The 24,757-nt window shown below is 63.5% G+C and carries 24 protein-coding genes; 13 read left to right on the top strand and 11 right to left on the bottom strand.

From position 1 onward, the window contains the following. Nucleotides 1-107: 107 nt before the first annotated feature. Entirely contained in the window at nucleotides 108-1,913 is a 1,806-nt protein-coding gene (locus EN932_RS04700) for an IlvD/Edd family dehydratase (RefSeq protein WP_013528004.1), read from the bottom strand. A 146-nt stretch (nucleotides 1,914-2,059) separates the two neighbouring features. Here EN932_RS04700 and EN932_RS04695 point away from each other — a divergent pair, with 146 nt between their 5' ends. Further along, nucleotides 2,060-2,512 (top strand): carbon monoxide dehydrogenase subunit G, encoded by a 453-nt coding sequence (locus tag EN932_RS04695; protein WP_013528005.1) that lies wholly within the window; start codon nucleotides 2,060-2,062, stop codon nucleotides 2,510-2,512. A 30-nt stretch (nucleotides 2,513-2,542) separates the two neighbouring features. Here EN932_RS04695 and EN932_RS04690 read toward each other — a convergent pair whose 3' ends face one another. Next, nucleotides 2,543-3,724 carry an Mrp/NBP35 family ATP-binding protein gene (locus EN932_RS04690; RefSeq protein ID WP_128368752.1) on the bottom strand — a complete coding sequence of 394 codons (1,182 nt, stop codon included), beginning with the start codon at nucleotides 3,722-3,724 and terminating at the stop codon, nucleotides 2,543-2,545. A 269-nt stretch (nucleotides 3,725-3,993) separates the two neighbouring features. Here EN932_RS04690 and EN932_RS04685 point away from each other — a divergent pair, with 269 nt between their 5' ends. Then, nucleotides 3,994-4,371 carry a VOC family protein gene (locus tag EN932_RS04685; RefSeq protein ID WP_063169927.1) on the top strand — a complete coding sequence of 126 codons (378 nt, stop codon included), beginning with the start codon at nucleotides 3,994-3,996 and terminating at the stop codon, nucleotides 4,369-4,371. 11 nt (nucleotides 4,372-4,382) lie between these two features. On the opposite strand, the gene EN932_RS04680 is transcribed toward EN932_RS04685, so the two are convergent. Next, entirely contained in the window at nucleotides 4,383-5,387 is a 1,005-nt protein-coding gene (locus EN932_RS04680) for an inorganic phosphate transporter (protein WP_013528008.1), read from the bottom strand. A 3-nt stretch (nucleotides 5,388-5,390) separates the two neighbouring features. Further along, entirely contained in the window at nucleotides 5,391-6,032 is a 642-nt protein-coding gene (locus EN932_RS04675) for a DUF47 domain-containing protein (protein ID WP_013528009.1), read from the bottom strand. A 151-nt stretch (nucleotides 6,033-6,183) separates the two neighbouring features. On the opposite strand from EN932_RS04675, the gene EN932_RS04670 reads away from it, so the two are divergent. The 10 genes from EN932_RS04670 (at nucleotide 6,184) to EN932_RS04625 (ending at nucleotide 16,434) form a co-directional block, all read left to right on the top strand. Further along, nucleotides 6,184-7,098, top strand: coding sequence for a LysR family transcriptional regulator (locus EN932_RS04670; RefSeq protein ID WP_013528010.1), 915 nt, complete (start codon nucleotides 6,184-6,186; stop codon nucleotides 7,096-7,098). Between the two features lie 176 nt (nucleotides 7,099-7,274). Then, entirely contained in the window at nucleotides 7,275-7,754 is a 480-nt protein-coding gene (locus EN932_RS04665; protein ID WP_023811689.1) for a formate dehydrogenase subunit gamma, read from the top strand. Continuing rightward, complete coding sequence (locus EN932_RS04660) at nucleotides 7,751-9,307, top strand: NADH-quinone oxidoreductase subunit NuoF (RefSeq protein WP_013528012.1); 1,557 nt, start codon at nucleotides 7,751-7,753, stop codon at nucleotides 9,305-9,307. Before EN932_RS04665 ends, EN932_RS04660 begins: the two co-directional genes overlap by 4 nt. Nucleotides 9,308-9,317: 10 nt before the next feature. Continuing rightward, nucleotides 9,318-12,230, top strand: coding sequence for a formate dehydrogenase subunit alpha (gene fdhF, locus EN932_RS04655; RefSeq protein WP_127368388.1), 2,913 nt, complete (start codon nucleotides 9,318-9,320; stop codon nucleotides 12,228-12,230). A 2-nt stretch (nucleotides 12,231-12,232) separates the two neighbouring features. Then, nucleotides 12,233-13,063 carry a formate dehydrogenase accessory sulfurtransferase FdhD gene (gene fdhD / locus EN932_RS04650; RefSeq protein WP_127368387.1) on the top strand — a complete coding sequence of 277 codons (831 nt, stop codon included), beginning with the start codon at nucleotides 12,233-12,235 and terminating at the stop codon, nucleotides 13,061-13,063. Then, nucleotides 13,053-13,364: a formate dehydrogenase subunit delta gene (locus tag EN932_RS04645; RefSeq protein ID WP_013528015.1), complete on the top strand. Its 312-nt coding sequence runs from the start codon at nucleotides 13,053-13,055 to the stop codon at nucleotides 13,362-13,364. Before fdhD ends, EN932_RS04645 begins: the two co-directional genes overlap by 11 nt. Before the next feature lie 113 nt (nucleotides 13,365-13,477). Further along, on the top strand, nucleotides 13,478-15,031 hold the full coding sequence (locus tag EN932_RS04640) for an alpha/beta fold hydrolase (RefSeq protein WP_127368386.1): 1,554 nt from the start codon (nucleotides 13,478-13,480) through the stop codon (nucleotides 15,029-15,031). A 110-nt stretch (nucleotides 15,032-15,141) separates the two neighbouring features. Continuing rightward, the gene (locus EN932_RS04635) at nucleotides 15,142-15,621 is read left to right on the top strand and encodes a carboxymuconolactone decarboxylase family protein (protein WP_013528017.1); all 480 of its coding nucleotides are present in this window, start codon (nucleotides 15,142-15,144) and stop codon (nucleotides 15,619-15,621) included. A gap of 81 nt (nucleotides 15,622-15,702) precedes the next feature. Beyond that, a complete protein-coding gene (locus tag EN932_RS04630) occupies nucleotides 15,703-16,065 on the top strand; it encodes a nuclear transport factor 2 family protein (RefSeq protein WP_024503372.1) in 363 nt (120 codons plus the stop codon). Nucleotides 16,066-16,119: 54 nt separating this feature from the next. Further along, nucleotides 16,120-16,434 carry a hypothetical protein gene (locus tag EN932_RS04625; RefSeq protein ID WP_013528019.1) on the top strand — a complete coding sequence of 105 codons (315 nt, stop codon included), beginning with the start codon at nucleotides 16,120-16,122 and terminating at the stop codon, nucleotides 16,432-16,434. Between the two features lie 174 nt (nucleotides 16,435-16,608). Here EN932_RS04625 and EN932_RS04620 read toward each other — a convergent pair whose 3' ends face one another. The 7 genes from EN932_RS04620 to EN932_RS04590 form a co-directional block, all read right to left on the bottom strand. Continuing rightward, complete coding sequence (locus EN932_RS04620; protein ID WP_128368751.1) at nucleotides 16,609-18,036, bottom strand: gamma-aminobutyraldehyde dehydrogenase; 1,428 nt, start codon at nucleotides 18,034-18,036, stop codon at nucleotides 16,609-16,611. Nucleotides 18,037-18,131: 95 nt separating this feature from the next. Beyond that, nucleotides 18,132-18,947 (bottom strand): ABC transporter permease, encoded by an 816-nt coding sequence (locus EN932_RS04615; RefSeq protein WP_024503371.1) that lies wholly within the window; start codon nucleotides 18,945-18,947, stop codon nucleotides 18,132-18,134. Further along, complete coding sequence (locus tag EN932_RS04610; RefSeq protein ID WP_196815398.1) at nucleotides 18,937-19,887, bottom strand: ABC transporter permease; 951 nt, start codon at nucleotides 19,885-19,887, stop codon at nucleotides 18,937-18,939. Before EN932_RS04610 ends, EN932_RS04615 begins: the two co-directional genes overlap by 11 nt. A gap of 14 nt (nucleotides 19,888-19,901) precedes the next feature. Then, complete coding sequence (locus tag EN932_RS04605; RefSeq protein WP_013528023.1) at nucleotides 19,902-20,912, bottom strand: ABC transporter ATP-binding protein; 1,011 nt, start codon at nucleotides 20,910-20,912, stop codon at nucleotides 19,902-19,904. A gap of 168 nt (nucleotides 20,913-21,080) precedes the next feature. Beyond that, nucleotides 21,081-22,235, bottom strand: coding sequence for an ABC transporter substrate-binding protein (locus EN932_RS04600; protein WP_013528024.1), 1,155 nt, complete (start codon nucleotides 22,233-22,235; stop codon nucleotides 21,081-21,083). Nucleotides 22,236-22,454: 219 nt separating this feature from the next. Further along, on the bottom strand, nucleotides 22,455-23,366 hold the full coding sequence (locus EN932_RS04595) for a LysR substrate-binding domain-containing protein (RefSeq protein WP_013528025.1): 912 nt from the start codon (nucleotides 23,364-23,366) through the stop codon (nucleotides 22,455-22,457). Between the two features lie 75 nt (nucleotides 23,367-23,441). Beyond that, on the bottom strand, nucleotides 23,442-24,098 hold the full coding sequence (locus EN932_RS04590; RefSeq protein WP_081714289.1) for a DedA family protein: 657 nt from the start codon (nucleotides 24,096-24,098) through the stop codon (nucleotides 23,442-23,444). A gap of 263 nt (nucleotides 24,099-24,361) precedes the next feature. Between EN932_RS04590 and EN932_RS04585 the strand changes: the two genes are divergently transcribed. Continuing rightward, nucleotides 24,362-24,757: Rrf2 family transcriptional regulator (locus EN932_RS04585; RefSeq protein WP_164890429.1), on the top strand; the 396-nt coding region annotated here is incomplete at its 3' end.

The following is a 24,757-nucleotide window of genomic DNA, read 5'->3' as shown; positions in this document are numbered from 1 at the left end:
TGTCAAGGACGGTGGCCGTTCTCGACCTACCCGGCCGCGATGCAACACGCTGACCGGAAAACCGATGGCGGCCTGATTTGATCAAGCCGCCATCCGTCGATCCAGAATCAATGATTGTCCCTGGGGACACCGCTGGTGTGCGCGACATCCTGGTATTTCACCGCCGGCTTCAGCACCATTCCCTCCGAAAACTGCGCGACCATACCGCGCTGGATCTCCTGCCAGGGCGTCTGGTGCTCGGGATAGTGGAAGCCGCCATTGTTCTGCAGTTCGGCGCGGCGCCGGGTGATCTCGTCGTCGGTGACGAGGATGTCGGCCGTGCCCTTGCGCAAGTCGATGCGGACCCGGTCGCCCGTCTTGAGCAGCGCCAGTCCGCCGCCGATCGCCGCTTCCGGCGAGGCGTTGAGGATCGACGGCGAACCCGACGTGCCCGACTGGCGGCCGTCCCCGATGCAGGCGAGCGCGTGGATGCCCTTCTTGATGAGATAGGCCGGCGGCTGCATGTTGACGACCTCGGCACCGCCGGGATAGCCGACCGGGCCGGCGCCGCGCATGAACAGGATGGTGTGTTCGTCGATGCCTTGCGCCGGGTCGTCGATGCGGGCGTGGTAATCCTCCGGCCCGTCGAAAACCATGGCGTTGCCTTCGAAAGCCTCGGGATCCCTAGGATTGGACAGATAGCGCTCGCGAAACTCGGGCGAGATGCCGCTGGTCTTCATGATCGCCGAATCGAACAGATTGCCCCGAAGATTGATGAAGCCGGCATTGGCCTTCAGCGGCTTGGCGACAGAGCGGATGACGTCGGGGTTTTCGTTGGCGACGCCCTCGCTATTCTCGCCGATCGACTTGCCGTTGACGGTGCGTGCGCCGGGATGCGGCAACAGGTCGCCCTTCATCAGTTCGGCAATGACCGCCGGCACGCCGCCGGCATGATGGTAGTCCTCGCCAAGATATTCGCCCGTCGGCTGCAAATTGACCAGCAGCGGCACATTGAGGCCGACCGTCTGCCAGTCGTCATTGTCGAGCTTGACCCCAAGGTGGCGGGCGATGGCGTTGAGATGGATCGGCGCGTTGGTCGAGCCGCCAATGGCCGAATTGACGACGATGGCGTTCTCGAAAGCCTCTCTCGTCATGATGTCGGACGGCTTCAGATCCTCATGCACCATCTCGACGATGCGTTTTCCGGTCTCATAGGAAATCTGGCCACGCTCGCGGTAGGGCGCGGGAATGGCGGCCGAGCCCGGCAACTGCATGCCAAGCGCCTCGGCCAGCGAGTTCATCGTGGTGGCGGTGCCCATGGTGTTGCAATAGCCGGTGGACGGCGCCGACGAGGCGACGATGTCCATGAACTCGTCATAATCGATCTCGCCGGCCGACAGGCGCTGGCGTGATTCCCAGACGATGGTACCGGAGCCGGTGCGCTTGCCCTTGTGCCAGCCATTGAGCATCGGCCCGACCGACAGCGCGATCGCCGGAATGTTGACGGTGGCCGCTGCCATCAGCAGCGCCGGCGTCGTCTTGTCGCAACCGATGGTCAGCACGACGCCATCGAGCGGGTAGCCGTAAAGCACCTCGACCAGGCTGAGATAGGCAAGGTTGCGGTCGAGCGCTGCGGTCGGGCGCTTGCCGGTCTCCTGGATCGGATGGCAGGGGAACTCGAACGGAATACCGCCCATCGAGACGATGCCTTCGCGCACACGCTTGGCCAGTTCGATATGATGACGGTTGCAGGGCGACAGATCCGAGCCGGTCTGGGCGATGCCGATCAGCGGCTTGCCGGACATCAGTTCGGCGCGCGTCAGGCCGTAATTGAGATAGCGCTCGAGATAGAGAGCCGTCATGCCCGGATTGTCGGGATTGTCGAACCACTCCTGCGAGCGAAATTTTTTCTTATGGGTGGGGGCGCCTGCCATCATGGTCTCCGTATTTGTAAGACAAATCGATATGGCAACGCGCGGGAGCAGGCAAGAGGGCGTGCGGTCGCAACCGGACTTTGGTGCGATAGACACGCACTAAGCCGTGCGTTACGGGTTCGGACAGTCTTGTCCGGGAGGTTTTCATGGCTTTGGTGATCGAAGGCGAGGAGCGCATTGCCGCACCGCTGCAAAAAGTGTGGGAAGCGCTGAACGATCCCGAGGTCTTGAAGGCGACCATTCCCGGTTGCCAGAGCCTGGAGATGAAGTCGCCGACCGAGATGGCGGCAACCGTGGTGGTGAAGATCGGACCGATCAAGGCGACGTTCAACGGCGAAGTGACGCTGAAGAACCTGAAGCCGCCGCACTCCTACACCATCCAGGGCGAAGGCAAGGGCGGCATTGCAGGCTTCGCCAAGGGTGGCGCCGACGTGACGCTGACGGCAGATGGACCCGACGCCACGATATTGAACTACGCGGCCAAGGCCGATGTCGGCGGCAAGATCGCCCAACTCGGCAGCCGGCTGATCGAATCGACCTCGAAGAAACTGGCCGGACAGTTTTTTTCCAGTTTCGGCGAGAAGGTCGGCGCGGCCTAGGCTGCAGAGCGGCGGCGGCTACCGAACAAGCTACTCGAAAACAATACTCGGCACCGCCGCTGCCGCAGCACCACGCTCTTCGTTAACCCGGTCCCAGACCTTCGAGGCGATGTCGCGGTAGATTTTCGCCTCGGCGCCGTCGGGCTTGGAGACGACAACCGGCGTGCCGGCATCCGAGCTTTCGCGAATGCCCATCTCGAGCGGCACCTCGCCGAGGAAGGCGACGCCAAGGCGCTCGGCCTCGCGCCGCGCCCCGCCATGACCGAAGATGTCGTAGCGCTTGCCGGTGTCCGGGGCGATGAAATAGCTCATGTTCTCGACGATGCCGAGCAGCGGCACGTCGACCTTCTTGAACATGTTGAGGCCTTTTCGCGCGTCGATCAGGGCCAAGTCCTGCGGCGTCGAGACGATGACGGCGCCAGCCAGCGGCACCTGCTGGGCCATGGTCAGCTGCGCGTCGCCGGTGCCGGGCGGCATGTCGACGACGAGCACGTCGAGACGGCCCCATTCGACTTCACGCAGCATCTGCGTCAGTGCCGACATCACCATCGGGCCACGCCAGATCATCGGCGTTTCCTCGTCGACGAGGAAACCCATCGACATCACCTTCAGGCCGTAATTCTCCATCGGTTTCAGGATCTTGCCGTCGACGGTCTGCGGCCGGCCGTGGATGTTGAGCAGCCTTGGCATGGACGGGCCGTAGATGTCGGCATCGAGCACGCCGACGCGCAGGCCGTTGGCGGCGAGGCCGAGCGCGATGTTGACGGCGGTGGTCGACTTGCCGACGCCGCCCTTGCCGGAAGCAACGGCAATGATCCCCTCGATACCGGGTACGCCACGCTTGCCCGAGCTGTGCGAGGCCGGCGCGTGCGGAGCCGCACGCGGCGCGGCGGCAGCGGGCGCAGCCGGCGGAACGGGCCTGGGTGCGGGGCGCGACGGAACCGGCGCCTCCATGCCGCCGCCCTTCTTCTCGGCCGTCAGCGCGACGACGGCGCCGGCGACACCGGGGATCGCCTTGACGACACGCTCGGCAGCGGCGCGCAGCGGCTCCATTTCCTGGGCGCGGGCGGCGGGAACGGTAATCGAGAAGAAGACCTTCCCGTCGGCGATGAAAATTTCCGAAACCATGCCGAGGTCGACGATGTTGCCGGTGAAATCCGGTCCGTTGACCGTCTTCAGACGCTCGGTGACGATTTCCTTGGTGACGGACATGGCAGTTTTTCCTTACGCAGCTTGCGCCTGAGATGCAGCTTGCACCTGAGATAATGCAGTTTCCGGACAGAACCAAGCCGTGGAGCAATGGCTGTCATGGCGTGCCTGAAAAACCGGCGGGTCCTGCCGGATTTCATCCGCGCCAAACGTCCTCCAGATAAGCGAGCGCCGATGCGGCCAGCAATCAATCCAGCCGACAGTCGCCAAACGATCGCGGCGACCTATTTCAACGACCAGCACGGGACCGACAAGCCGAGAAGGAGGCGATTATGCTCGCAAACAGCAACGCAACGGCAAATCTGGCGGTAAGCGATCTGGCAAAGGCCAAGGCTTTCTACGAAGGAACGCTTGGCCTGAAACAGGTGCAGGATGAGGGGGGCGAACTGATCGTGTACAAAAGCGGCGATACCACCCTCAACGTCTATCATTCCCAATTTGCCGGAACCAACAAGGCGACAGCGGTGACCTGGATGGTTGGCGACGAGATCGGCAACATCGTCAAGGAGCTGAAGTCGAAGGGCGTCGCCTTCGAGCACTATCAGATGCCGGGCTTGACGCTGGAGGGCGATCTCCACGTCGGTTACGGAATGAAGGTTGCCTGGTTCAAGGATCCAGACGGCAACATCCTGAACCTTGTGGACAGGTAGATTTCTTCACCTCACCTCGCCAGGCCAACCGCGAGGTAGGTGAGCGCCGAAATCAAAGCGGTGGCCGGCAAGGTAACGATCCAGGCGATGACGATGTTGCCGGCAATGCCCCAGCGCACGGCCGAGACGCGGCGGGCGGCGCCGACGCCGATGATGGCGCCGGTGATGGTGTGGGTGGTCGATACGGGAACGCCGAGCCAGGTCGCCGCAAACAGCGTGATCGCCCCACCGGTTTCGGCGCAAAAACCCTGCATCGGGTTCAGCCGGGTTATCTTCGAGCCCATGGTGTGGACGATGCGCCAGCCGCCGAACAGGGTGCCGAGCGCCAGTGCCGACTGGCAAGTGAGGACCACCCACAGCGGCACGTAGAAAGTCGCGCCGAGCATGCCTTGCGAATAGAGCAGCACGGCGATGATGCCCATGGTCTTCTGGGCGTCATTGCCGCCGTGCCCGAGGGAATAGAGCGAGGCGGAAAAGAACTGCATGACGCGGAAGGTGCTGTCGACCGCAAACGGCGTCTGGCGCACGAAGAGCCACGAGACGACGAGAACCAGGACGAGCGCCAGGATAAAGCCCGTCGCTGGCGACAAGACGATTGCCGCGACCGTCTTGCCAAGCCCGGTCCAAACGATGGCGCCCACGCCTGCCTTCGCAACACCGGCGCCGACCAGGCCGCCGATCAGCGCATGCGAGCTGCTCGAAGGGATGCCGGCGATCCAGGTGACGATGTTCCAGACGATGGCGCCGACCAGGGCTGCAAAGATCACCGCCGGGGTGACGATGCTGACGTCGACGATGCCTTTGCCTACGGTCTCAGCAACGTGGAGGCCGAAGAACATGAAGGCGATGAAATTGAAGAATGCCGCCCACAGCACCGCATATTGCGGCCGCAGCACGCGGGTGGAAACGATGGTGGCGATGGAATTGGCGGCGTCGTGCAGGCCGTTGAGAAAGTCGAAGAACAGTGCGACGGCGACGAGGCCGGCCAGCACGGGAAAGGCAATGGTTGCTTCCATCACCTAGACATTCTCAATGACGATGCCGCTGATCTCGTTGGCGACGTCCTCGAAGCGGTCGACCACCTTTTCCAGTTGGCCATAAATCTCGCTTCCGATCATATAGGCCATCGGATCGCTGCTGCCGTGCTTCCTGAAGAGATCCTTCAGCCCTTGCTCGTGCAGGTCGTCGGCCCGGCTTTCGACGCGCATCACCTCTTCGGCGATGGCGTTGAGGCGCACAGTATGCGTTGCGACCTTGTTGAGCAGCGGGATCGCCTCGGCCACCAGCTTGGCGGCGGCGACGATGACGCCACCCATTTCCTGCATCAGCGGATCGAACTCCTTGCGCTCGAACAGCTTCACCGTCTTGACCGTCTTGTGCATCATATCGATGGCGTCATCCATCGACTGGATCAGGTCCTTGATGTCGCCGCGATCGAAAGGCGTGATGAAGGAGCGCCGTACAGCCAGCAGGACTTCCGCGGTGATGTGGTCGGCCTCATCTTCGAGATCGATGATTTTCTGGCACCAGAGATCGATATCCCTGCCCTGGAGAAGCTGCTCCAGCGCCTCGGCGCCGCCGACCACGGTGCGGGAATGTCGTTCGAACAGGTCGAAGAAGCGATCTTCGCGCGGCAAAAGCTTGCGGAACCAGCCCAGCATGGTCGATCTCCCAGTTTCATCCACATAGCGCCGCATTCAGCCGCGGGAAACAGGTAGCCGGCTTAAAGGTGTGGATGCAGGGCAATTGTGCGTGGCGCTTGCGGTAGAGCACAATTTCCCCGACCTTGCAGCGAACGACCGGAAAGATCACATGATCGACAAGCTGGAATTCTTCATCGCGCTCGCCAGGGAGGAGCATTTCGGCCGGGCGGCGGAGGTGTGCGGCGTCACGCAGCCGACGCTGTCGGCCGGCATCAAGCAGTTGGAAGGCCAGCTTGGCGTCATGCTGGTTCTGCGCGGCTCACGCTTCCAGGGGCTGACGCCGGAGGGAAAACAGGTGCTGGTGTGGGCACGCCGCATCGTCGGCGACACCAGGACCATGCGCGAGGAAATGCGCGCGGCGCGCCACGGACTTTCGGGCCGTATCCGCATCGCCGCCATCCCGACGGCGCTCGCCATGCTGCCGCGGCTGACGACGCCATTTCGCGAAAAGCATCCCGGCGTCACCTTTTCGGTGCTGTCGCGGACCTCGATCGAGGTGCTGTCGCTGCTCGGCAATTTCGACATCGATGCCGGCATCACCTATCTCGACAACGAGCCGCTGGGGCGGGTGACCAGCGTGCCGCTCTATGACGAGCGTTACCAACTGATCACCGCGATGGGAAATCCCTATTCCGACCGCGACAAAGTGACATGGGCGGAGCTCTCAAGCCTGCCGCTGTGCCTGTTGACGCCGGACATGCAGAACCGCCGCATCATCGACCAGCATCTGGCCGAAGCCGGCGTGCAGGTGCGACCGACGCTGGAATCCAATTCGATGATCGTGCTGTTTTCGCACATCCGCACCGGCAAATGGTCGTCGATCATGCCGCTCAACCTTGCGGAAACATTCGGCTTTTCCGAACCGATCCGGGCCATTCCAATCATCGAACCAGACGCCAGCCACACGGTCGGCCTGGTGGCGACACCGCGCGAACCGCACACACCTTTGGTCTCGGCGCTGCTGGACGAGGCAATGGCGCTGGCGGACGATTTCCATGCCAACCGTTCCGCTAGACAGGGTTAGTCAAACGGAACGATAGAAGATTTCTATCGTACAACGAAACCGCTTTATTGATTTCAGAGGTTTTCTCTGGTTTCTTAAGCACTTAGCGATAAAGCGGCACGCGCATGTCGTTGTTCCAAAACAGCTTGATGCTTTTGGCCGATATGCGTGGGTCGCTACGATAGGGAGGGCGCTGCATGACAATGCAGCCTGCAAGTACCGAGATTACGTCGCGCACGGCCGCGATCATCCAGGAGATGAAGGGGCTCGAAGGCCCTTTGCTGCCGATCCTCCACGGCATCCAGGAAGAGTTCGGCCATGTGCCCAAGGATGCGCTGCCGGTCATCGCCGAGGCGCTGAACATTTCCAGGGCCGAGGTGCACGGCGTCGTCAGCTTCTATCACGATTACCGAAGCCATCCGGCAGGCCGGCATGTGTTGAAGCTCTGCCAGGCGGAATCCTGCCAGTCCATGGGGTCGGATGCCATCGCCGCCAAGCTGAAGCAACTGCTGGGCATCGGCTTTCATGAAACGACCCGCGACGGTTCGGTGACGCTGGAGCCGGTCTACTGTCTCGGCCTGTGCGCCTGTTCGCCCGCCGCCATGCTCGATGGCGAGGTGATCGGACGGCTCGATGACGAGAAGCTCGACGAGATCGTTGCAGAGGTGCGCTCATGATCCCGCGTATCTACATTCCCGGCGATTCCGGTGCGCTGGCGCTTGGTGCCGAAAAGGTCGCCAAGGCGATCGCCGGCGAACTCGCCGAGCGCGGCATCGAGGCCAAGATCGTGCGCAATGGTTCGCGCGGCGCCTATTTCCTCGAACCGATGGTCGAAGTCGCTACAGCCAACGGCCGCATCGCCTACGGGCCGGTCAAACCGTCCGACGTCAAAAGCCTGTTCGACAGCGGCTTCCTTACCGGCGGCCATCATAAACGCTGGCTGGGCGCGCCGGACAAGATCCCCTTCCTGGCCAAGCAGACGCGGCTGACTTTCGCGCGCTGCGGCGTCACGGATCCGCTGTCGCTCGAATCCTACAAAAAACATGGCGGGTTGAATGGACTGATGAACGCGCTGGCGCTGACGCCTGCCGCCATCGTCGCAGAGGTGACCGAATCGGGCCTGCGCGGACGCGGCGGCGCCGGCTTCCCGACCGGCATCAAATGGAAGACGGTGCTCGATACAGCAGGCGACCGCAAATACATCGTCTGCAACGCCGATGAAGGCGACTCCGGCACTTTCGCCGACCGCATGATCATGGAGGGCGATCCCTTCGTGCTGATCGAAGGCATGACGATCGCCGGTATAGCCACGGGCGCGACCAAGGGCTTCGTCTATGTCCGCTCGGAATATCCGCATGCGGTGGCGGCGATGAACAAGGCCGTCGAGATCGCCCGCAAGGCCGGCGTTCTTGGCGCCAGCGTGCTGGGTTCCCCTCACGCGTTCGACATGGAGATCCGGGTCGGCGCCGGCGCCTATGTCTGCGGCGAGGAGACGGCGCTGCTCGATTCGCTCGAGGGCAAGCGCGGCATGGTACGCGCAAAGCCGCCTCTGCCTGCGCATAAGGGGCTGTTCGGCAAGCCGACGGTGATCAACAACGTCATCAGCCTAGCCTCTGTGCCTGTCATCATGGACAAGGGTGCGGCCTTCTACAAGGATTTCGGCATGGGCCGCTCGCGCGGCACGATCCCGGTCCAGATCGCCGGCAATGTCAAATTTGCAGGGCTGTTCGAAGCCGCTTTCGGTATGACGCTTGGCGAGATCGTCGACGAGATCGGCGGCGGCACGGCCACCGGCCGGCCGGTCAAGGCAGTGCAGGTCGGCGGACCGCTCGGCGCCTATTTCCCGCGCGCGCTGTTCGACACGCCATTCGACTATGAAGCCTTCGCGGCCAAGGACGGGCTGATCGGCCATGCCGGTATCGTGGTGTTCGACGACACCGCCGACATGCTGAAACAGGCGCGCTTCGCCATGGAGTTCTGCGCCATCGAAAGCTGCGGCAAGTGCACGCCCTGCCGCATCGGCTCGACGCGCGGTGTCGAGACCATCGACAAACTCGCCGCGGGCATCGAGCCGGAGAAGAACCTCGCTCTGGTCACCGACCTCTGCAACACGATGAAATTCGGCTCGCTCTGCGCGCTGGGCGGCTTCACGCCCTACCCCGTGATGAGCTCGATCACCCATTTCCCCGACGACTTCAAGCCCGCGCCCGTGCGCGTGGCTGCCGAATAGGAGCTGGCAGATGAACATCAAGGCCGACTTCCCCTCCCTCGTCGAAGAGATCGACTACGGAACCCCGCAATCGAAGGCGCAGAAGCAGGTCACGCTGAACGTCGACGGGCGCAGCATCACCGTGCCGGAAGGCACCTCGATCATGCGTGCCGCGATGGAGGGCGGGGTCGAGATCCCGAAGCTCTGCGCCACCGACATGCTGGACTCCTTCGGTTCGTGCCGTGTCTGCCTTGTGGAGATCGAAGGACGCGGCGGCACGCCGGCATCCTGCACGACGCCTGTCGGCGAAGGCATGATCGTGCGCACGCAGACCGAGCGGCTCGATGCCATTCGCCGTGGCGTCATGGAGCTCTACGTCTCCGACCATCCGACCGGCTGGAACGAACAGGCCGGAACCGGCGCCAGCGAGTTCGACGCGGTGGCGAAGTCGATCGGTCTGACCGAGAACCGCTACGGCATCGAGGGCCGCAACCACGTCAAGCCGGAAGGTGGCGTGGCGCCCGGCCATGGCTCGCTGGCAGTCGATTACATCGCCCGCGACGAATCCAACCCCTATTTCACCTATGATGCCTCGCAATGCATCGTCTGCTCGCGCTGCGTGCGGGCGTGCGAAGAAGTGCAGGGCACGTTTGCGCTGACCATCGAGGGACGCGGCTTCGAATCCCGGGTTTCGGCGGGAATGCACGAGGCGTTCATCGATTCGGAATGCGTGTCCTGCGGCGCCTGCGTCCAGGCCTGCCCGACCGATGCGCTGCGTGAGAAGACGGTGCTTGCCAAGGGCCTGCCGGAGCGCTCGGCCGTCACCACCTGCGCCTATTGCGGCGTCGGCTGCTCGTTCAAGGCCGAGGTGAAGGGTGACGAAGTCGTTCGCATGATGCCCTACAAGGAGGGCAAGGCGAACCACGGCCATTCCTGCGTGAAGGGCCGTTTCGCCTATGGCTACGCCACCCACAAGGACCGCATCCTGTCGCCGATGATCCGCGAAAAGGTCACCGATCCGTGGCGCGAAGTAAGCTGGGAAGAGGCGATCGGCCATACCGCCAAGGAATTCCGCCGCATCCAGTACCAGTACGGACGCACCGCGATCGGCGGCATCACCTCGTCGCGCTGCACCAATGAGGAAACCTACCTCGTCCAGAAGATGGTGCGGCAGGGTTTCCGCAACAACAATGTCGACACCTGCGCACGCGTCTGCCATTCGCCGACGGGCTACGGGCTCGGCCAGACATATGGCACGTCTGCCGGCACGCAGGATTTCGATTCCGTCGACTTCACCGATGTCGCCGTCATCATCGGCGCCAATCCGGCTTCCGCTCACCCGGTGTTCGCCTCGCGGCTCAAGAAGCGGCTGCGCCAGGGCGCCAAGCTGATCGTGCTCGATCCGCGCCGCACCGAGATGGTCAAGTCGGCCCATATCGAAGCGGATTACCACCTGCCGCTGAAGCCCGGCACCAATGTGGCCGTGCTGACGGCGCTGGCGCATGTGATCGTCACCGAGGGCTTGTTCGACGAAGCCTTCATCCGCGAACGTTGCGACTGGACGGAGTTCCAGGATTGGGCATCGTTCGTCGCCTTGCCGGAAAACAGCCCCGAAACCGTCGGCAAATTGTCCGGCGTCGATCCCGAGCTGATCCGCGGTGCTGCGCGTCTCTACGCCACCGGCGGCAACGGCGCGATCTATTACGGCCTGGGCGTGACGGAACACAGCCAGGGTTCGACCACTGTGATGGCAATCGCCAATCTCGCCATGGCCACCGGCAATATCGGCCGGCCCGGCGTCGGCGTGAACCCGCTGCGCGGCCAGAACAACGTGCAGGGCTCCTGCGACATGGGCTCGTTCCCGCATGAGCTGCCCGGTTATCGCCACATCTCCGGCGAAGCCGTGCGCGATATCTACGAGACCTTGTGGGGCGTGAAGCTGGACGACGAACCCGGCCTGCGCATCCCCAACATGCTGGACGCCGCCGTCGACGGCAGCTTCAAGGGCATCTACATCCAGGGCGAAGACATTCTGCAGTCCGATCCCGACACCAAGCATGTCGCAGCCGGCCTTGCCGCGATGGAATGCGTCGTCGTGCACGACCTCTTCCTCAACGAGACGGCGAACTACGCCCATGTCTTCCTGCCGGGCTCGACCTTCCTGGAGAAGGACGGCACCTTCACCAACGCCGAGCGCCGCATCAACATGGTGCGCAAGGTTCTTGAGCCGAAGGCGCGCTACGCCGATTGGGAGGCGACGCAGGAGCTTGCCCGCGCGATCGGGCTGGACTGGAACTATAAGCATCCCTCCGAAATCATGGACGAGATCGCGATGACCACGCCGAGCTTCGCCGGCGTCTCCTTCGAGCTGCTCGACCGTGTCGGGTCCGTGCAATGGCCCTGCAACGAGAAGGCGCCGCTCGGCACCCCGATCATGCATATCGACGGGTTCGTGCGCGGCAAGGGCAAGTTCATCCGTACCGAATATGTGGCGACGGACGAAAGGACGGGGCCGCGCTTCCCGCTGCTGCTCACCACCGGCCGCATCCTGTCGCAGTACAATGTCGGCGCGCAGACCAGGCGCACCGATAACAGCATGTGGCATTCGGAGGACCGGCTGGAGATTCATCCGCACGATGCCGAGAACCGCGGCTTGCGCGACGGCGACTGGGTCCGGCTGACCAGCCGCTCGGGCGAGACGACGCTGCGCGCGCTGATCACCGACCGGGTGTCGCCCGGCGTGGTCTACACGACGTTCCACCATCCGGACACGCAGGCCAACGTGATCACCACCGACTTCTCCGACTGGGCGACCAACTGCCCGGAATACAAGGTGACGGCGGTGCAGGTCGGCGCCTCCAATGGGCCGTCGGAATGGCAGCGCGACTATGACGAGCAAGCCAAGCAGAGCCGGCGCATCGCGTCTTTGCAGGCGGCGGAGTAGTCTTGAGCGCGCGGCGCAAAGCCACGACGCAGGTATCGCGGCTGGCGCACCGCGCCAGCGGCACTGCTACGGCGAACCGCATGGTGCCGGAAGAGACGCCGGTGGCGTTCTCCTTTGCCGGCACCACGCATGCGGTGATGATGGCAAGCCCGGCCGATTTCGAGGATTTCGCGCTTGGCTTCTCGCTGACCGAGGGCATTGTAGCTGCGCCGGAGGAGATCGAAGCCATCGAGGTCGAGGACCATGGCGCCGGCATCGACATCCAGATCCGGCTGAAGGACCGAGCCAACACGCGCTTCGAAGCGCGGCGGCGAAGGCTCGCGGGTCCGGTCGGCTGCGGGCTCTGCGGCATCGAATCGATCGAGGAAGCGATGCGTTCGGTGGATGCGGTTGGTGTGTCAAAGCTTACGCTTGATGCCAACGATATTGTCCGTTCGGTCAAGCTTTTGTCGAAAGTGCAGCCGCTGCACACCGAGACCGGAGCCGTGCACGCCGCCGGCTTCTATGTGCCCGGCAAGGGCATCGTCATGGCGCGCGAAGATGTCGGCCGTCACAATGCGCTCGACAAGCTGGCGGGTGCGCTGGCCAAAGCCGGCATCGAGGGCGCATCCGGTGCTGTCGTGGTGACATCCAGGGTTTCGGTCGAAATGGTGCAGAAGACGGCTTCTATCGGTTCGGCCTTCATCATCGCCGTCTCGGCGCCGACCGCCCTTGCCATCCGCACGGCGCAAGAGTCCGGCATGACGCTGGTGGCGCTGGTTCGCGGCGACGATTTTGATATTTTCACCCACCCCGACCGGGTGGTTTGCGGAGTTGCCAAGCATGTCGCATGACGAAGAACACATTATGAGCACCGCCGAGAAGCTGGTGCGCATGGCAAACCAGATCGCCGACTTCTTCCATTCCAAGCCGCGCGAGGAAGGCATTGCCGGCGTCGCCGAGCATATCAACAAGTTCTGGGAGCCGAGGATGCGGCGGCAGTTCTTCGAAATGCTGGACGACGGCACCGGGAACTTCAACGAGTTGGTGGTGGCCGCCTCCGCCAGGATCAAGCGACCGATCACGCCGGCTGCGGCCGACCTCAAACTCGGGCTCAAGCCCTCCCCTGCCGACGTCGCCGCCTCGCAGGAATAGCCGCCAAGCCGCGCCAGCTTACATTCACAATCGCTAAAGTTTAAGCTGCCGCAATCTGCGCTGTTCTGCTATGGTTTGACGACCGGAAATCGTCAGGCCGGGGTGGAAATCTCGTGAGGCCGATCGAGACGCGATACGCCTGTAGCGGCGATGTGCGGATCGCCTATCAGGTGGTCGGGCAGGGATCGTTCGATCTCGTCTTCGTGCCGGGCTTCATTTCCAACCTCGACCTGCACTGGGAAGACGAGGGCTACACCAGGCTCTTGAAGCGGCTTTCGGCGTTCTCTCGGCTGATCCTGTTCGACAAGCGCGGCACCGGCCTGTCCGACCGTGTCGACGCGCATAACCTGCCCAGTCTCGAGACGCGGATGGACGATGTGCGCGCGGTAATGGACGCCGCCGGCAGCGGCCGTGCGGCGCTGCTCGGCTCCTCCGAAGGCGCACCGATGGCGATGCTGTTCGCCGCCACCTATCCGGAGCGGACACGGGCGCTGGCGCTCTATGGCGGCTATGCGCATTTCCACAAATGGGTGATGTCGCCCGAACGCCTCGACGCTTTCATCGAGATGGCGGAGACAGCCTGGGGCACTGGCGCCACGCTGCCCCATTTCGCGCCGAGCCGGGTCGACGACGCGCATTTCGCCCAGTGGTGGGCACGTTTCGAACGATTGTCGGCGAGCCCGACGGCGGCGGCGGCGCTGGCGCGCATGAACGCCGACGTCGACATCCGCCATATCCTGAGCGTGATCAGCGCGCCGACGCTTGTAATCCATCGCCGCAACGATGCGCGGGTCGACCCCGATGCCAGCCGCTTCCTTGCACAGAAGATCCCCGGCGCCCGGCTGGTCGAGATTCCCGGACGCGACCATCCGATCTGGACCGGCGATGTCGATGGGGTGGCCGACCTGATCGAGGAATTCCTGACCGGCGAACGCGCCGTGGGCGAAGTAGACCGCGTGCTGGCCGCACTACTGGTGACACGCATCTACGACACGGCACGGCTCGGCGACCGGATGTGGAGCGAACGCAGCCAACGCTTCCAGGAAACCTGGCGGCTGCTGGTCGGGCGCCATGGCGGGCGTTCGGCGGGCCTGCATGGCGAGTTGATGATTTCGCGCTTCGACGGCCCGGCACGCGCCATACGCTGCGCGGCAGCGCTGCGCGAGGCGGCGCAGGAAATCGGCGTGGCAAGCGCACAAGGGGCGCATGTCGGCGAGATCGAAGTGCGCGGTCCACCCGTTGGGACGACGGCGCGGGTGGCAATTCAACTGGCCGCCCATGCCGGCCGCGGCGACATTATCGCGTCGCGTCTGATCGCCGATCTGGCGGCTGGGTCGGGCCTGCATTTCACCGACGCCGGGCGCATCAGTGTCGACGAGCTGGAGCAGCCGCTGGCGCTGGTCCATGCGACGTCCGAACAGCATCTGGAACCCGCCTGCCGGCCCAAACCCAAGACCGCCGAGCCGGCCGCATTGACGGCGCGCGAAAGCGAGGTGGTGAGCCTCGTCGCCGACGGCAAGAGCAATGCCGCGATCGCCGCCGAATTGCGGCTGAGCGAACACACGGTCAAGCGCCATGTCGCCAACATACTGCTCAAGCTGGATCTGCCGTCGCGGGCGGCGGCGGCGGCGTTTTCGGCCAGGCACCCTGGCCCGCACGGGCCATGAGAGCCATGGCGCTTTCGGGCGAAGCGGCCATGGGCGGGTAAGCGCTATCAATTCTCTCCACGCAGGCTAGGCGGATGTCGCTGGGAAAGGCGCTGCGAACGGAGGAGGAAATGCTGAAGTCGAACCGGACACTCAAATTGCTTGTGATCGCTGCAAGCGTCGGCGCGTTGTTCGCCATCTCTCCCGCAAAGGCCGAGGACGCGTCCGCGGCGGCCGCCTACAAGGACATCGAGGCAACGCTCGGCTCGGTGCCGGACATGTTCAAGACCCTGCCGGATGTGGCCGTCGCCGGCGCCTGGGCCGAGATTAAGGGCGTGCAGCTCAACCCGAAGACGGCGCTTGACGGCAAGACCAAGGAACTTTTGGGCCTCGCCGTCGCGGCGCAGATCCCATGCCAGTACTGCATCTATTTCCACACCGAGGCGGCCAAGCTCAACGGCGCCAGCGACGAGGAGATCAAGGAGGCGGTGGCGATGTCCGCCATCGTGCGCCATTGGTCGACGATGCTCAACGGCAGCCAGGTCGATCTGACGACCTTCAAGAAGCAGACCGACGACGTATTCGCGGCCGTCAAGGCGAAGTCGCAGTAAGAACCACTGCCCGGCGATGAGCGCCGGACGGCACATCGACCATCAACCGCCCGGTCGGAAGACGGGCCAATGGAGGATGAAATGCTGACCAAGACCCAAACAGTGGACGGCGCCGCGATCAAGAAGGCGATCGAAACCCGTGACGGCAAGATGCTGTCGAGCTTCTATGCCGAAGACGCGCTGGTGCGGGTGATCGACCGCAACAACCCGCCGAGCAAGCCGCGTGAAATCCGCGGGCGCGCCGCGATCACCACATTCTGGGACGACATCTGCAGCCGGGCGATGACCCACAAGGTCGACACCACCATCGCCGACGGCGACAGCCTCGCCTTCACCCAAGCCTGCGCCTATCCGGACGGGACCAAGGTGTTCTGCGCAGCGATGCTGGAGCTGAAGAACGGTCGGATCGCAAGACAGACCGTCGTGCAGGCCTGGGACGAGTAGATCAACAACCGTGGATCAACCGCGGCCTGGGCCGCAAACCTAGAGGAGAAGACGATGTTCAGCGCCAGATGGCAGATCGACGCCAAGTTCGGACACAAGCAGACCGTGCTCGACCTGTTGAAGAAATGGGAACGCGAGATCGGGTCACAGGTCGGCCTCGACGAGCTGGAATTCCAGATCATGACCGGTTCGATCGGCGCGCGGGAGGCGACGGTCGAGTCCCATCACCAGGTCGAAAGCCTGGCCCAGTTGGAGGCGTTCTTCGCCAAGATCGGCAAGATCGACGCGCACGCGAAATGGGGCAAGGAGATCGAGCCCTATGTCGTGTCTGGCACCAGCCTGTGGAATATCTATCGCATCGTGGAGTAGTGGTCTGCGGTCTTACCTCTCCTCTTGTGGGAGAGGTCGGATTGCCCCGATTTGTCCTTCACAAATCGGTTGGCAACCCGGGTGAGGGGTAAGCTGGCGTCAAGCTGGAACACCCCTCATCCGTCTCGGCGCTACGCGCCGATCCACCTTCTCCCACAAGGGGACAAGGCAAAACTAGCCATGCGCAACCATCACATGCCGCACGGCGGTGTAATCCTCCAGTGCGTAGAGCGACATGTCCTTGCCGTAGCCGGACTGCTTCAACCCGCCATGCGGCATCTCGTTGGTCAGCATGAAGTGGGTGTTGATCCAGGTGCAGCCATATTGCAGGCGGGCGGCCGTCGCCATGGCGCGCGAGACATCCTTGGTCCATACGGATGACGCCAGGCCGTAGTCGCTGTCATTGGCCCAGTTCACCGCCTCGTCGACTTCCGAAAAACGAGTAACCGAGACGACCGGGCCGAACACTTCGCGGCGCACGATCTCATCTTCCTGCAGCGCGCCGGCGACGACGGTCGGCTGGTAGTAGAAGCCGGAGCCCTCGCCCGGCTTGCCGCCGGTGGTGATCTCGATGTGTTTCAGTTCCGAGGCGCGCTCGACGAAGCTCGAGACGCGGTCGCGCTGGCGGCGCGAGATCAGCGGGCCGATTTCGTTTTCGGTATCGTCGGGGCGGTCGTACTTGATGGTCGAGACGGCCGAGGAGAGATCGGCGACGAGCTTGTCGTAGATCTTCTTGCCGGCGTAGATGCGGCAGGCGGCGGTGCAGTCCGGGCCGGCATTGTAATAGCCGAAGGCACGCAGGCCGTTGACCACGGCGCCGAGGTCGGCGTCGTCGAAGACGATGACCGGCGCCTTGCCGCCGAGCTCGAGATGCGTGCGCTTGACCGACTTGGCGGCCGCCTGCAGCACCTTCTTGCCGGTGGCGACATCGCCGGTGATCGAGATCATGTTGACCTTGGGATGATTGATCAGCGTGTTGCCGACGCTGTCGCCGCGGCCGAGCACGACATTGACGACGCCTTCGGGCAGGATGTCCGCAAGGATTTTTGCCAGCTTCAGCGCCGTCAGCGGTGTCTGCTCGGACGGTTTGAAGACGACGGTGTTGCCGCCGGCGATCGCCGGCGCCAGCTTCCAGGCCATCATCATCAGCGGATAGTTCCACGGCGCGATGGAAGCGACGATGCCAATGGCATCGCGACGGACCATCGAGGTGTGGCCGGGAATGTATTCGCCAGCGACGACGCCCGGCATCGAACGGACGGCGCCGGCGAAGAAGCGGTAGCAATCGACGATCGCCGGGATTTCGTCATTGAGCACGGCGTTGATCGGCTTGCCGCAGTTGAGCGCCTCGAGCGTGGCGAACTCCTTCGCGTCGGCTTCGATGCGGTCGGCGATCTTCAGCAAATAGCCGGAGCGCTGCGCCGGCGTGGTGCGCGACCACAAGACGAACGCCTGTTCGGCAGCAGTGACCGCCGCCTCGATCTGCGCCTGGCTGGCCTCGGGCAGGTTGAGGATGGTCGCCCCGGTCTTTGGATTGAGGATCGGCTCCTCGGTCTCGGTGCCCTTCTCGAATTTCGAGCCGATCAGCATCTGGGTGTCCATAAGGTTTCTCCCTTTACAGAAGCGAGTAGCGAGTAGCTGAAAGCGAGTAGGGTTTGACCGTCGATCCCTATTCGCTACTCCCTATTCGCTGTTTTTCATTTCCCGCTTCCAGCGATCTGGTCGCCGTCACGGGTGAGGTAATAAGCGGCAAGGATCGGCAGCAACGTCACCAGCATGACGACCATGGCAACGACATTGGTGACCGGGCGCTGGCGCGGACGGATCAGTTCTTCCAGCATCCAGATCGGCAGCGTCTGCTGCTGGCCGGCGGTGAAGGTGGTGACGATGACCTCGTCGAAGGACAGCGCGAAGGCCAGCATGCCGCCGGCAAGCAGCGCCGTGGCGATGTTGGGCAGCACGACATGGCGGAAGGTCTGAAAACCGTCGGCGCCGAGATCCATCGAAGCCTCGATCATCGAACCGGAAGTGCGGCGGAAACGGGCGACGGCGTTGTTGTAGACGACGACCACGCAGAAGGTGGCGTGGCCAAGCACGATCGTCCAGAACGAGAACGGGATGTCGGCCAGCGAAAAGGCCGAGCGCAGCGCAATGCCGGTGATGATGCCGGGCAGCGCGATCGGCAGGATGACCAGCAGCGAGATGGTTTCGCGGCCGAAGAATCTTGTCCGCGACACCGCCGCCGAACAGAGCGTGCCGAGGATGAGCGCGATCGCCGTCGAAATCGCGGCCACCCTGACCGACAGCGACAGCGCCTGCCAGACATCTGGCCGGTTCCAGGTCACGGCGAACCACTGCGTCGTCAGCCCTGGCGGCGGCCAGACGAAACTCTTCTCTTCGGTGGTGAAGGCATAGACGAAGATCAGCAGGATCGGCAGGTGCAGGAACAGCAGCCCGCAGGCGGCGGCAATCTTCAGGCCGAGCGGAGCCGACTGGGAACCATCAGAGCGCATCGAAGGCCCCCATGCGCTTGGCGCCCCAGAGATAGAAGCCCATGATGACGATCGGCACCACGGTGAAGGCGGCGGCGAGCGGGATGTTGCCGGCGGTGCCTTGCTGCGAATAGACCGCCTGGCCGATGAACAGACGCGAGGTGCCGATGATCTGCGGGATGATGTAGTCGCCCAGCGTCAGCGAGAAGGTGAAGATCGAACCGGCGACGATGCCCGGCAGCGCCAGCGGAAACAGCACGTTGCGGAAGGTCTGTCCCGGTGAAGCGCCGAGGTCGGACGAGGCCTCGACCAGATTGCCGGGCACGCGCTCGAGCGCCGCCTGAACGGGGAGGATCATGAACGGTAGCCAGACATAGACGAAGACGATGAAGGTGCCGGTGAACGATACCGACAGGGAATTGCCGCCGACGATCGGCAGCGACAGCCAAGCGTCGAGAACCCACAACAAATGCAGCTTGGCGAGCAGCCAGGTGAGAATGCCTTCCTTGGCCAGGATCAGCTTCCAGGCGTAGATCTTGACCAGATAGCTCGACCACAGCGGCAGCATGATGCCGAGATAGAACAAGGCCTTCCAGCGGCCGCGCGCATAGCGCGCCGCGTAGTAGGCTATGGGGAAGGCGATGACGGCCGAGGCCAGCGTGACCAGAGCCGCCATCGTCACCGTGCGCAGGATGATGTCGAGATTGGCGGCCTGGAACAGGTCGCCATAGGTCTTGAGCGTGAACTCGCGGTTGATGAGGCCGGAAAACTCGTCGATGGAGAAAAAGCTCTGCGCCAGCAGCGCAAACAGCGAGCCGATATAGACGATGCCCAGCCACAAAACCGGAGGCAGCAGCATGAGCAGCAACAGGACCTTGGGCTTGCGCCAGAAAAGGTCCGACAGAGCGCCGCGCAGACCGCCGCTACCCGGCAGGATGGCGGGGGCCGTTGCACGCACCATGGCGGCGTCGAGGCTCATGCCGGCTCGTCCATCAGATGCAGGTGCTCGCGGTTGAAGGTCAGCACCACCGCCTCGCCTTCTGCCGGCAAGGCGATGCCGGCCGGCACGATGGCGTGCAGCCGCAGCCCGTCGGCGTCGAGCGCCAGCTTTGTCGTGGCGCCGAGATAATTGGTCGAGACGAGGCGGGCCGACACACCTTCACCACTTGTGACCCCCTTGGCCGCGCGGCCGACGCGAATGGATTCAGGGCGGAGACTCCCCCAGCGATGCTGGCCGGAATAGCGCTGCACGAAATCCGGCGGCAGCACATTGGAGGAGCCGACGAAATCGGCGACGAAGCGGGTCCTCGGCCGCTGGTAGATATCTTCCGGAGTGCCGATCTGCATGATCTTGCCATCGTTGAAGACGGCGACGCGGTCGGCCATCGACAGCGCTTCGCCCTGGTCGTGAGTGACGAAGACGAAGGTGATGCCGAGCGCCTTCTGCAGCGACTTCAACTCCTCCTGCATGTTCTCGCGCAATTTGAGGTCGAGCGCGCCGAGCGGCTCGTCGAGCAGCAGCACCTTTGGTTGGTTGACCAGCGCGCGGGCGAGTGCCACGCGCTGGCGCTGGCCACCGGAAAGCTGGCCGGGCCGGCGGGCGCCATAGCCGGGCAGCCGCACCAGTGACAGCGCCTCTTCCGCCGCCTTGTGCCGCTCAGCCTTGCCGACGCCCTTGACCATCAGCCCGTAGGCAACGTTGTCGAGCACGTTCAGATGCGGGAACAGCGCATAGTCCTGGAACACGGTGTTGACGTTGCGGCGATAGGGCGGAACGCCCTCGGCGCGGTCGCCGAAGATCGAGATCGAGCCCGATGTCGGCTGCTCGAAGCCGGCGATGAGGCGCAGGCAAGTGGTCTTGCCGGAACCGGACGGCCCGAGCATGGCGAAGAATTCCCCCGGCGCGATGTCGAGATCGACCGCGTCGACCGCGCGCACGCTGCCGAAATGGCGCGAGGCTTTCTGGAAGGAGACGGCGGAGGTCATGAGATGTCAGTCCGTTGCCGGTTTGATGTGTTGATGTCGCGCGACGTCCCACCTCCCCCTTAGGGAGGTCGCGACGAAGCCGCGGGTGGGGGTGTCTCGAAAAACCCCGACCAGACCCCACCCAGACGCTATGCGTCGACCCTCCCCACAAGGGGGAGGTAAGGATGCTCATCGTCCGCCGATGACGCCGATATAGTCCGACACCCAGCGATAGTAGGGCACGCACTGATCGTTCTGGGTGGCGCATTTCGACACCGGCGTCTTCCAGAACTTGATCTTGTCGAAGTTCTCGTAGCCGTTGGTCTTGCAACCCTCGTCGGTCAAAAGCTCATTGCCCTTGCAGGCGGCGGGCACGACGGGCAGTGAGCCGAACCAGGCTGAGACATCGCCCTGCACCTTCGGCGACAGCGAATGTTCCATCCACATATAGGCACAGTTGGGGTTGGCGGCGTCGGCCTCCATCATGGTGGTGTCGGCCCAACCGGTGGCGCCCTCCTCCGGGATGGTGGAAGCGACCGGCTTCTTGGCCGCGACCAGCGTGTTGACCTGATACGGCCACGAGCCGGAAGCGACGACGCCTTCGTTTTGGAAATCGTCGACCTGGATGGCGGCGTCGTGCCAATAGCGGCCAACCAGTGTGCGTTGGACGCGCAGCAATTCGAGCGCCGCCTTGTACTGGTCCTCGTTCAGTTCATAGGGATCCTTGATGCCGAGTTCCGGTTTGTGGAACATCAGATAGTTGGCCGCATCCGCAATGTGGATCGGCCCGTCATAGGCCTGGACGCGGCCCTTGTTGGACTTGCCGTCCGGCAGCTTCATTTCCTCAAAGACGATGTTCCAGCTCTTGGGAGCCTCCTTGAACACGTCGGTGTTGTACATCAGGACGTTGGGACCCCACTGGTAGGGAACGCCGTAGTGGGCGCCGCCGACGGTGAACCACGGCGCGTCCTTGAGGCGCTCGTCGACCGTCTTCCAGCTCGGGATGAGATCGGTGTTGATCGGCTGCACGCGCTTGCCGGCAACGAGGCGCAACGAGGCATCGCCCGAAGCGGTGACGAGGTCGAAGCCGCCCTCATTCATCAGCGAGACCATCTCGTCGGAGGTGTTGGCGGTCTTGACGTTGACCTTGCAGCCGGTTTCCTTCTCGAAGGAGGTCACCCAGTCATAGCCCTTGTCGGTTTCGCCGCGCTCGATATAGCCCGGCCAGGCAACGATGTTGACCTGGCCTTCGCCCTTGCCAAGTTCCTTGACCTGGGCGACGGCCTGACCGGAAAAGGTCAGCGCGACCGTCAGAGCAGTGCATGACTTCAGGAATGAATTCATTGTCGATCTCCCATTTAGGCGCCTGACCCTGAAAGCCGGTTTCGGTCTTCGTTAGGGGTCACGCGCGGACTGAAAACTGTCAGTTCGTCCGTTGGGCTTGATGCCGCTCTGATGGCGGCTTTGGTCCCTGAACCGAAAGTGCTTTGAAAATTCCGGTTTCGCAAATTCATTTATCAGAAGGGTGATATCGGTTTTTCCGATAGATGTGCAGCCGGCCTCTCAGGGACGCTGGCGGACCGTCCGTTGCGACTGGGCAAGACCGATGAAATCGCGCGCGGCCTGCGGCAGACCGGAGCCGCGCCGCCAGACCATGCCGACCTGGACCACCGGCAAGGAGCCGGAAATATCGCGCGATTCGATGCGGTCGCCTTCCAGCGACCAGGGCCGGTAGACGAGATCGGGCAGCAGCGCCACGCCGGCACCGGTGGCGACCAGACTGCGCACGGCCTCCACGGAACGGGTGCGGAAGGCGACATGCGGCTTGGCGCCGATCGCCGTCAGCAGCTTGCCGGTATTCTCCTCGATCTCGTCGACGGTCAGCATGATCAGCGTTTCGGAGGCAATGTCGCCAATGCTGATGATGTCGGCGCCGACGAGCGGATGACCGAGCGGCAGCCACAGCCGATAGGCCGAGACTTCGAGGATTTCCGACTGCAACGCGGTGCGGTCGCGCAAATTGGAGGTGACCATGACGGCAATGTCGAGCTTGCCGCCGATCAGGAGGTGTTCGAGATAATCGCCATTGTCCTCGATGGCAGAGACCTCGACGCCCGGATAGGCACGGCGGTAGCGGGCGAGCAGATCCGACAGCACATAGCCGGCGACCAGCGAGGTGACGCCGAGCTGCAGCCGGCCGGCCGCCACCGCCTGCTCGCCGGAGAAAGAGCGGCGCGCGTCGGAAACATCGGCGAGGATTTTCGTCGCATGGCGCAGGAACTGGTGACCCTTGTGGGTGATGTTGAGGCCGCGCGGGTGGCGTTCGAACAGTTCGACGCCGAGATCGCTTTCGAGTTCCTTGATCGCTTCGGTGACCGACGATTGCGAGATGGAGAGGTTCTGGGCGGCGCCCGAGACCGTGCCTTGCTCGGCAACGGCGATGAAGAACTGCAGCTGGCGGATGGTGAAAGCCATGCCCGGACTAAACACCGGCGGCCGAATGAAGGAAAGCCGACTGCAGAGCTTATCCCATGACCTGAGAGCTGGCGCTCAACCGAGCGCCAACTTGATGCGCCGCCGGCATGCGGGGCCATAGCGCAGCGCAAGCATGAATGCCGTCTCCAGAGCCACGACGATGACAATGATGCGCAGGCCCACCGTGAAGGAGTCCCGGCCGCTGCCGCGCAGCAGATAGCCGGTGGTGAGAAAGCCCGCGTTCCAGAACGTGGCGCCGAGCAGCGTCGCGGCCGCGAAGGGCAAAGCGGGCAGGCAGAGTGCGCCGGCGGCGATCGGCAGGTAATTGCGCACAGTCGGGATGAACTGCGCCAGCAAGGACACCCGGACGTGATTGCGCCGATAGGCCTGGCCGAGCCTGCGGTAGGTCGCGTGACGCAGGAACACGTACTTGCCGAAACGCTCGACCAGCCTGTCGGCACGGTCAGGTCCAACCCGGCGGCCGACCGCATACCAGACAAGGCAGCCGCTGGCGGACGCAAGCGTCGTCACCATCAGCAGGATCGCCAGCGTCGAAGCATCCGGCGCCGCCGTCATGCCGAGGAACAGCAGCAGCACATGCGAGGGCGGAATTGGCAGGATCTTTTCGGTGAAGGCGAGGCAGAAAACGCCCAACAGACCGAAGCCGAGGATGGCTGCCAGCGGCCCCGTCATGCGAAGCGACATGGTGACGCCGACACCAAACGGTGCCACGGTCCATCTCTGGAGAAAAGACAAAGCATCAGGCAACCTTCATCCTGGATCCAACGCTTCGATCGGTCGGCGTGGCGTTTGCTGCAGTCAGCGTCGGACCCGAAATCCGTTGCATATGTCGGGTCCGACGCCTTGGCGCCGGCATACGAGGTGAATCGCGCACCGACTGGTTCTGTTTGCCGCGAATGGATTGCGTGGACATTGCGCCTCGGCGCGGATGAGACGTGCTTGACATCGACACCAATCGTAACTAACTAAGTTACATGAAGCGCAACAGCCGACTGTCCTCTACCCTGCACATTCTCGTCCACATGGCCGAGAAGCCCGAACAGGCGCTGACCTCCGAGCAGCTTGCCACCTTCATCCACACCAATCCGGTCGTGGTCCGCCGCACCATCGCAGGCTTGCGCGACGCCGGCATCGTCACCTCGTCGCGCGGGCACGGTGGCGGCTGGCTGCTCGGGCGGGCGCCCGAGAAAATATCCCTGGCCGAGATCAGCGTCGCCCTTGGCGAGACACTGCTGCCGTTCAGCACCGATCCGGAAAGCCCCGGCTGCCTCGTCGAGCAGGCGGTGATCGCCGTGCTCGACGATTTTCGCATCGCCGCCGAAAGGCTGCTGGCGGAGAAGCTGAGCCGCATCACGCTGGCTGACCTGACC

This window comes from Mesorhizobium sp. M7A.F.Ca.US.002.01.1.1 (assembly GCF_004022955.1).
Taxonomy (GTDB): Bacteria; Pseudomonadota; Alphaproteobacteria; order Rhizobiales; family Rhizobiaceae; genus Mesorhizobium; species Mesorhizobium ciceri.
Note: the sequence above shows the minus strand (reverse complement) of the source record. Positions and strands in the feature narration are given on the sequence as shown.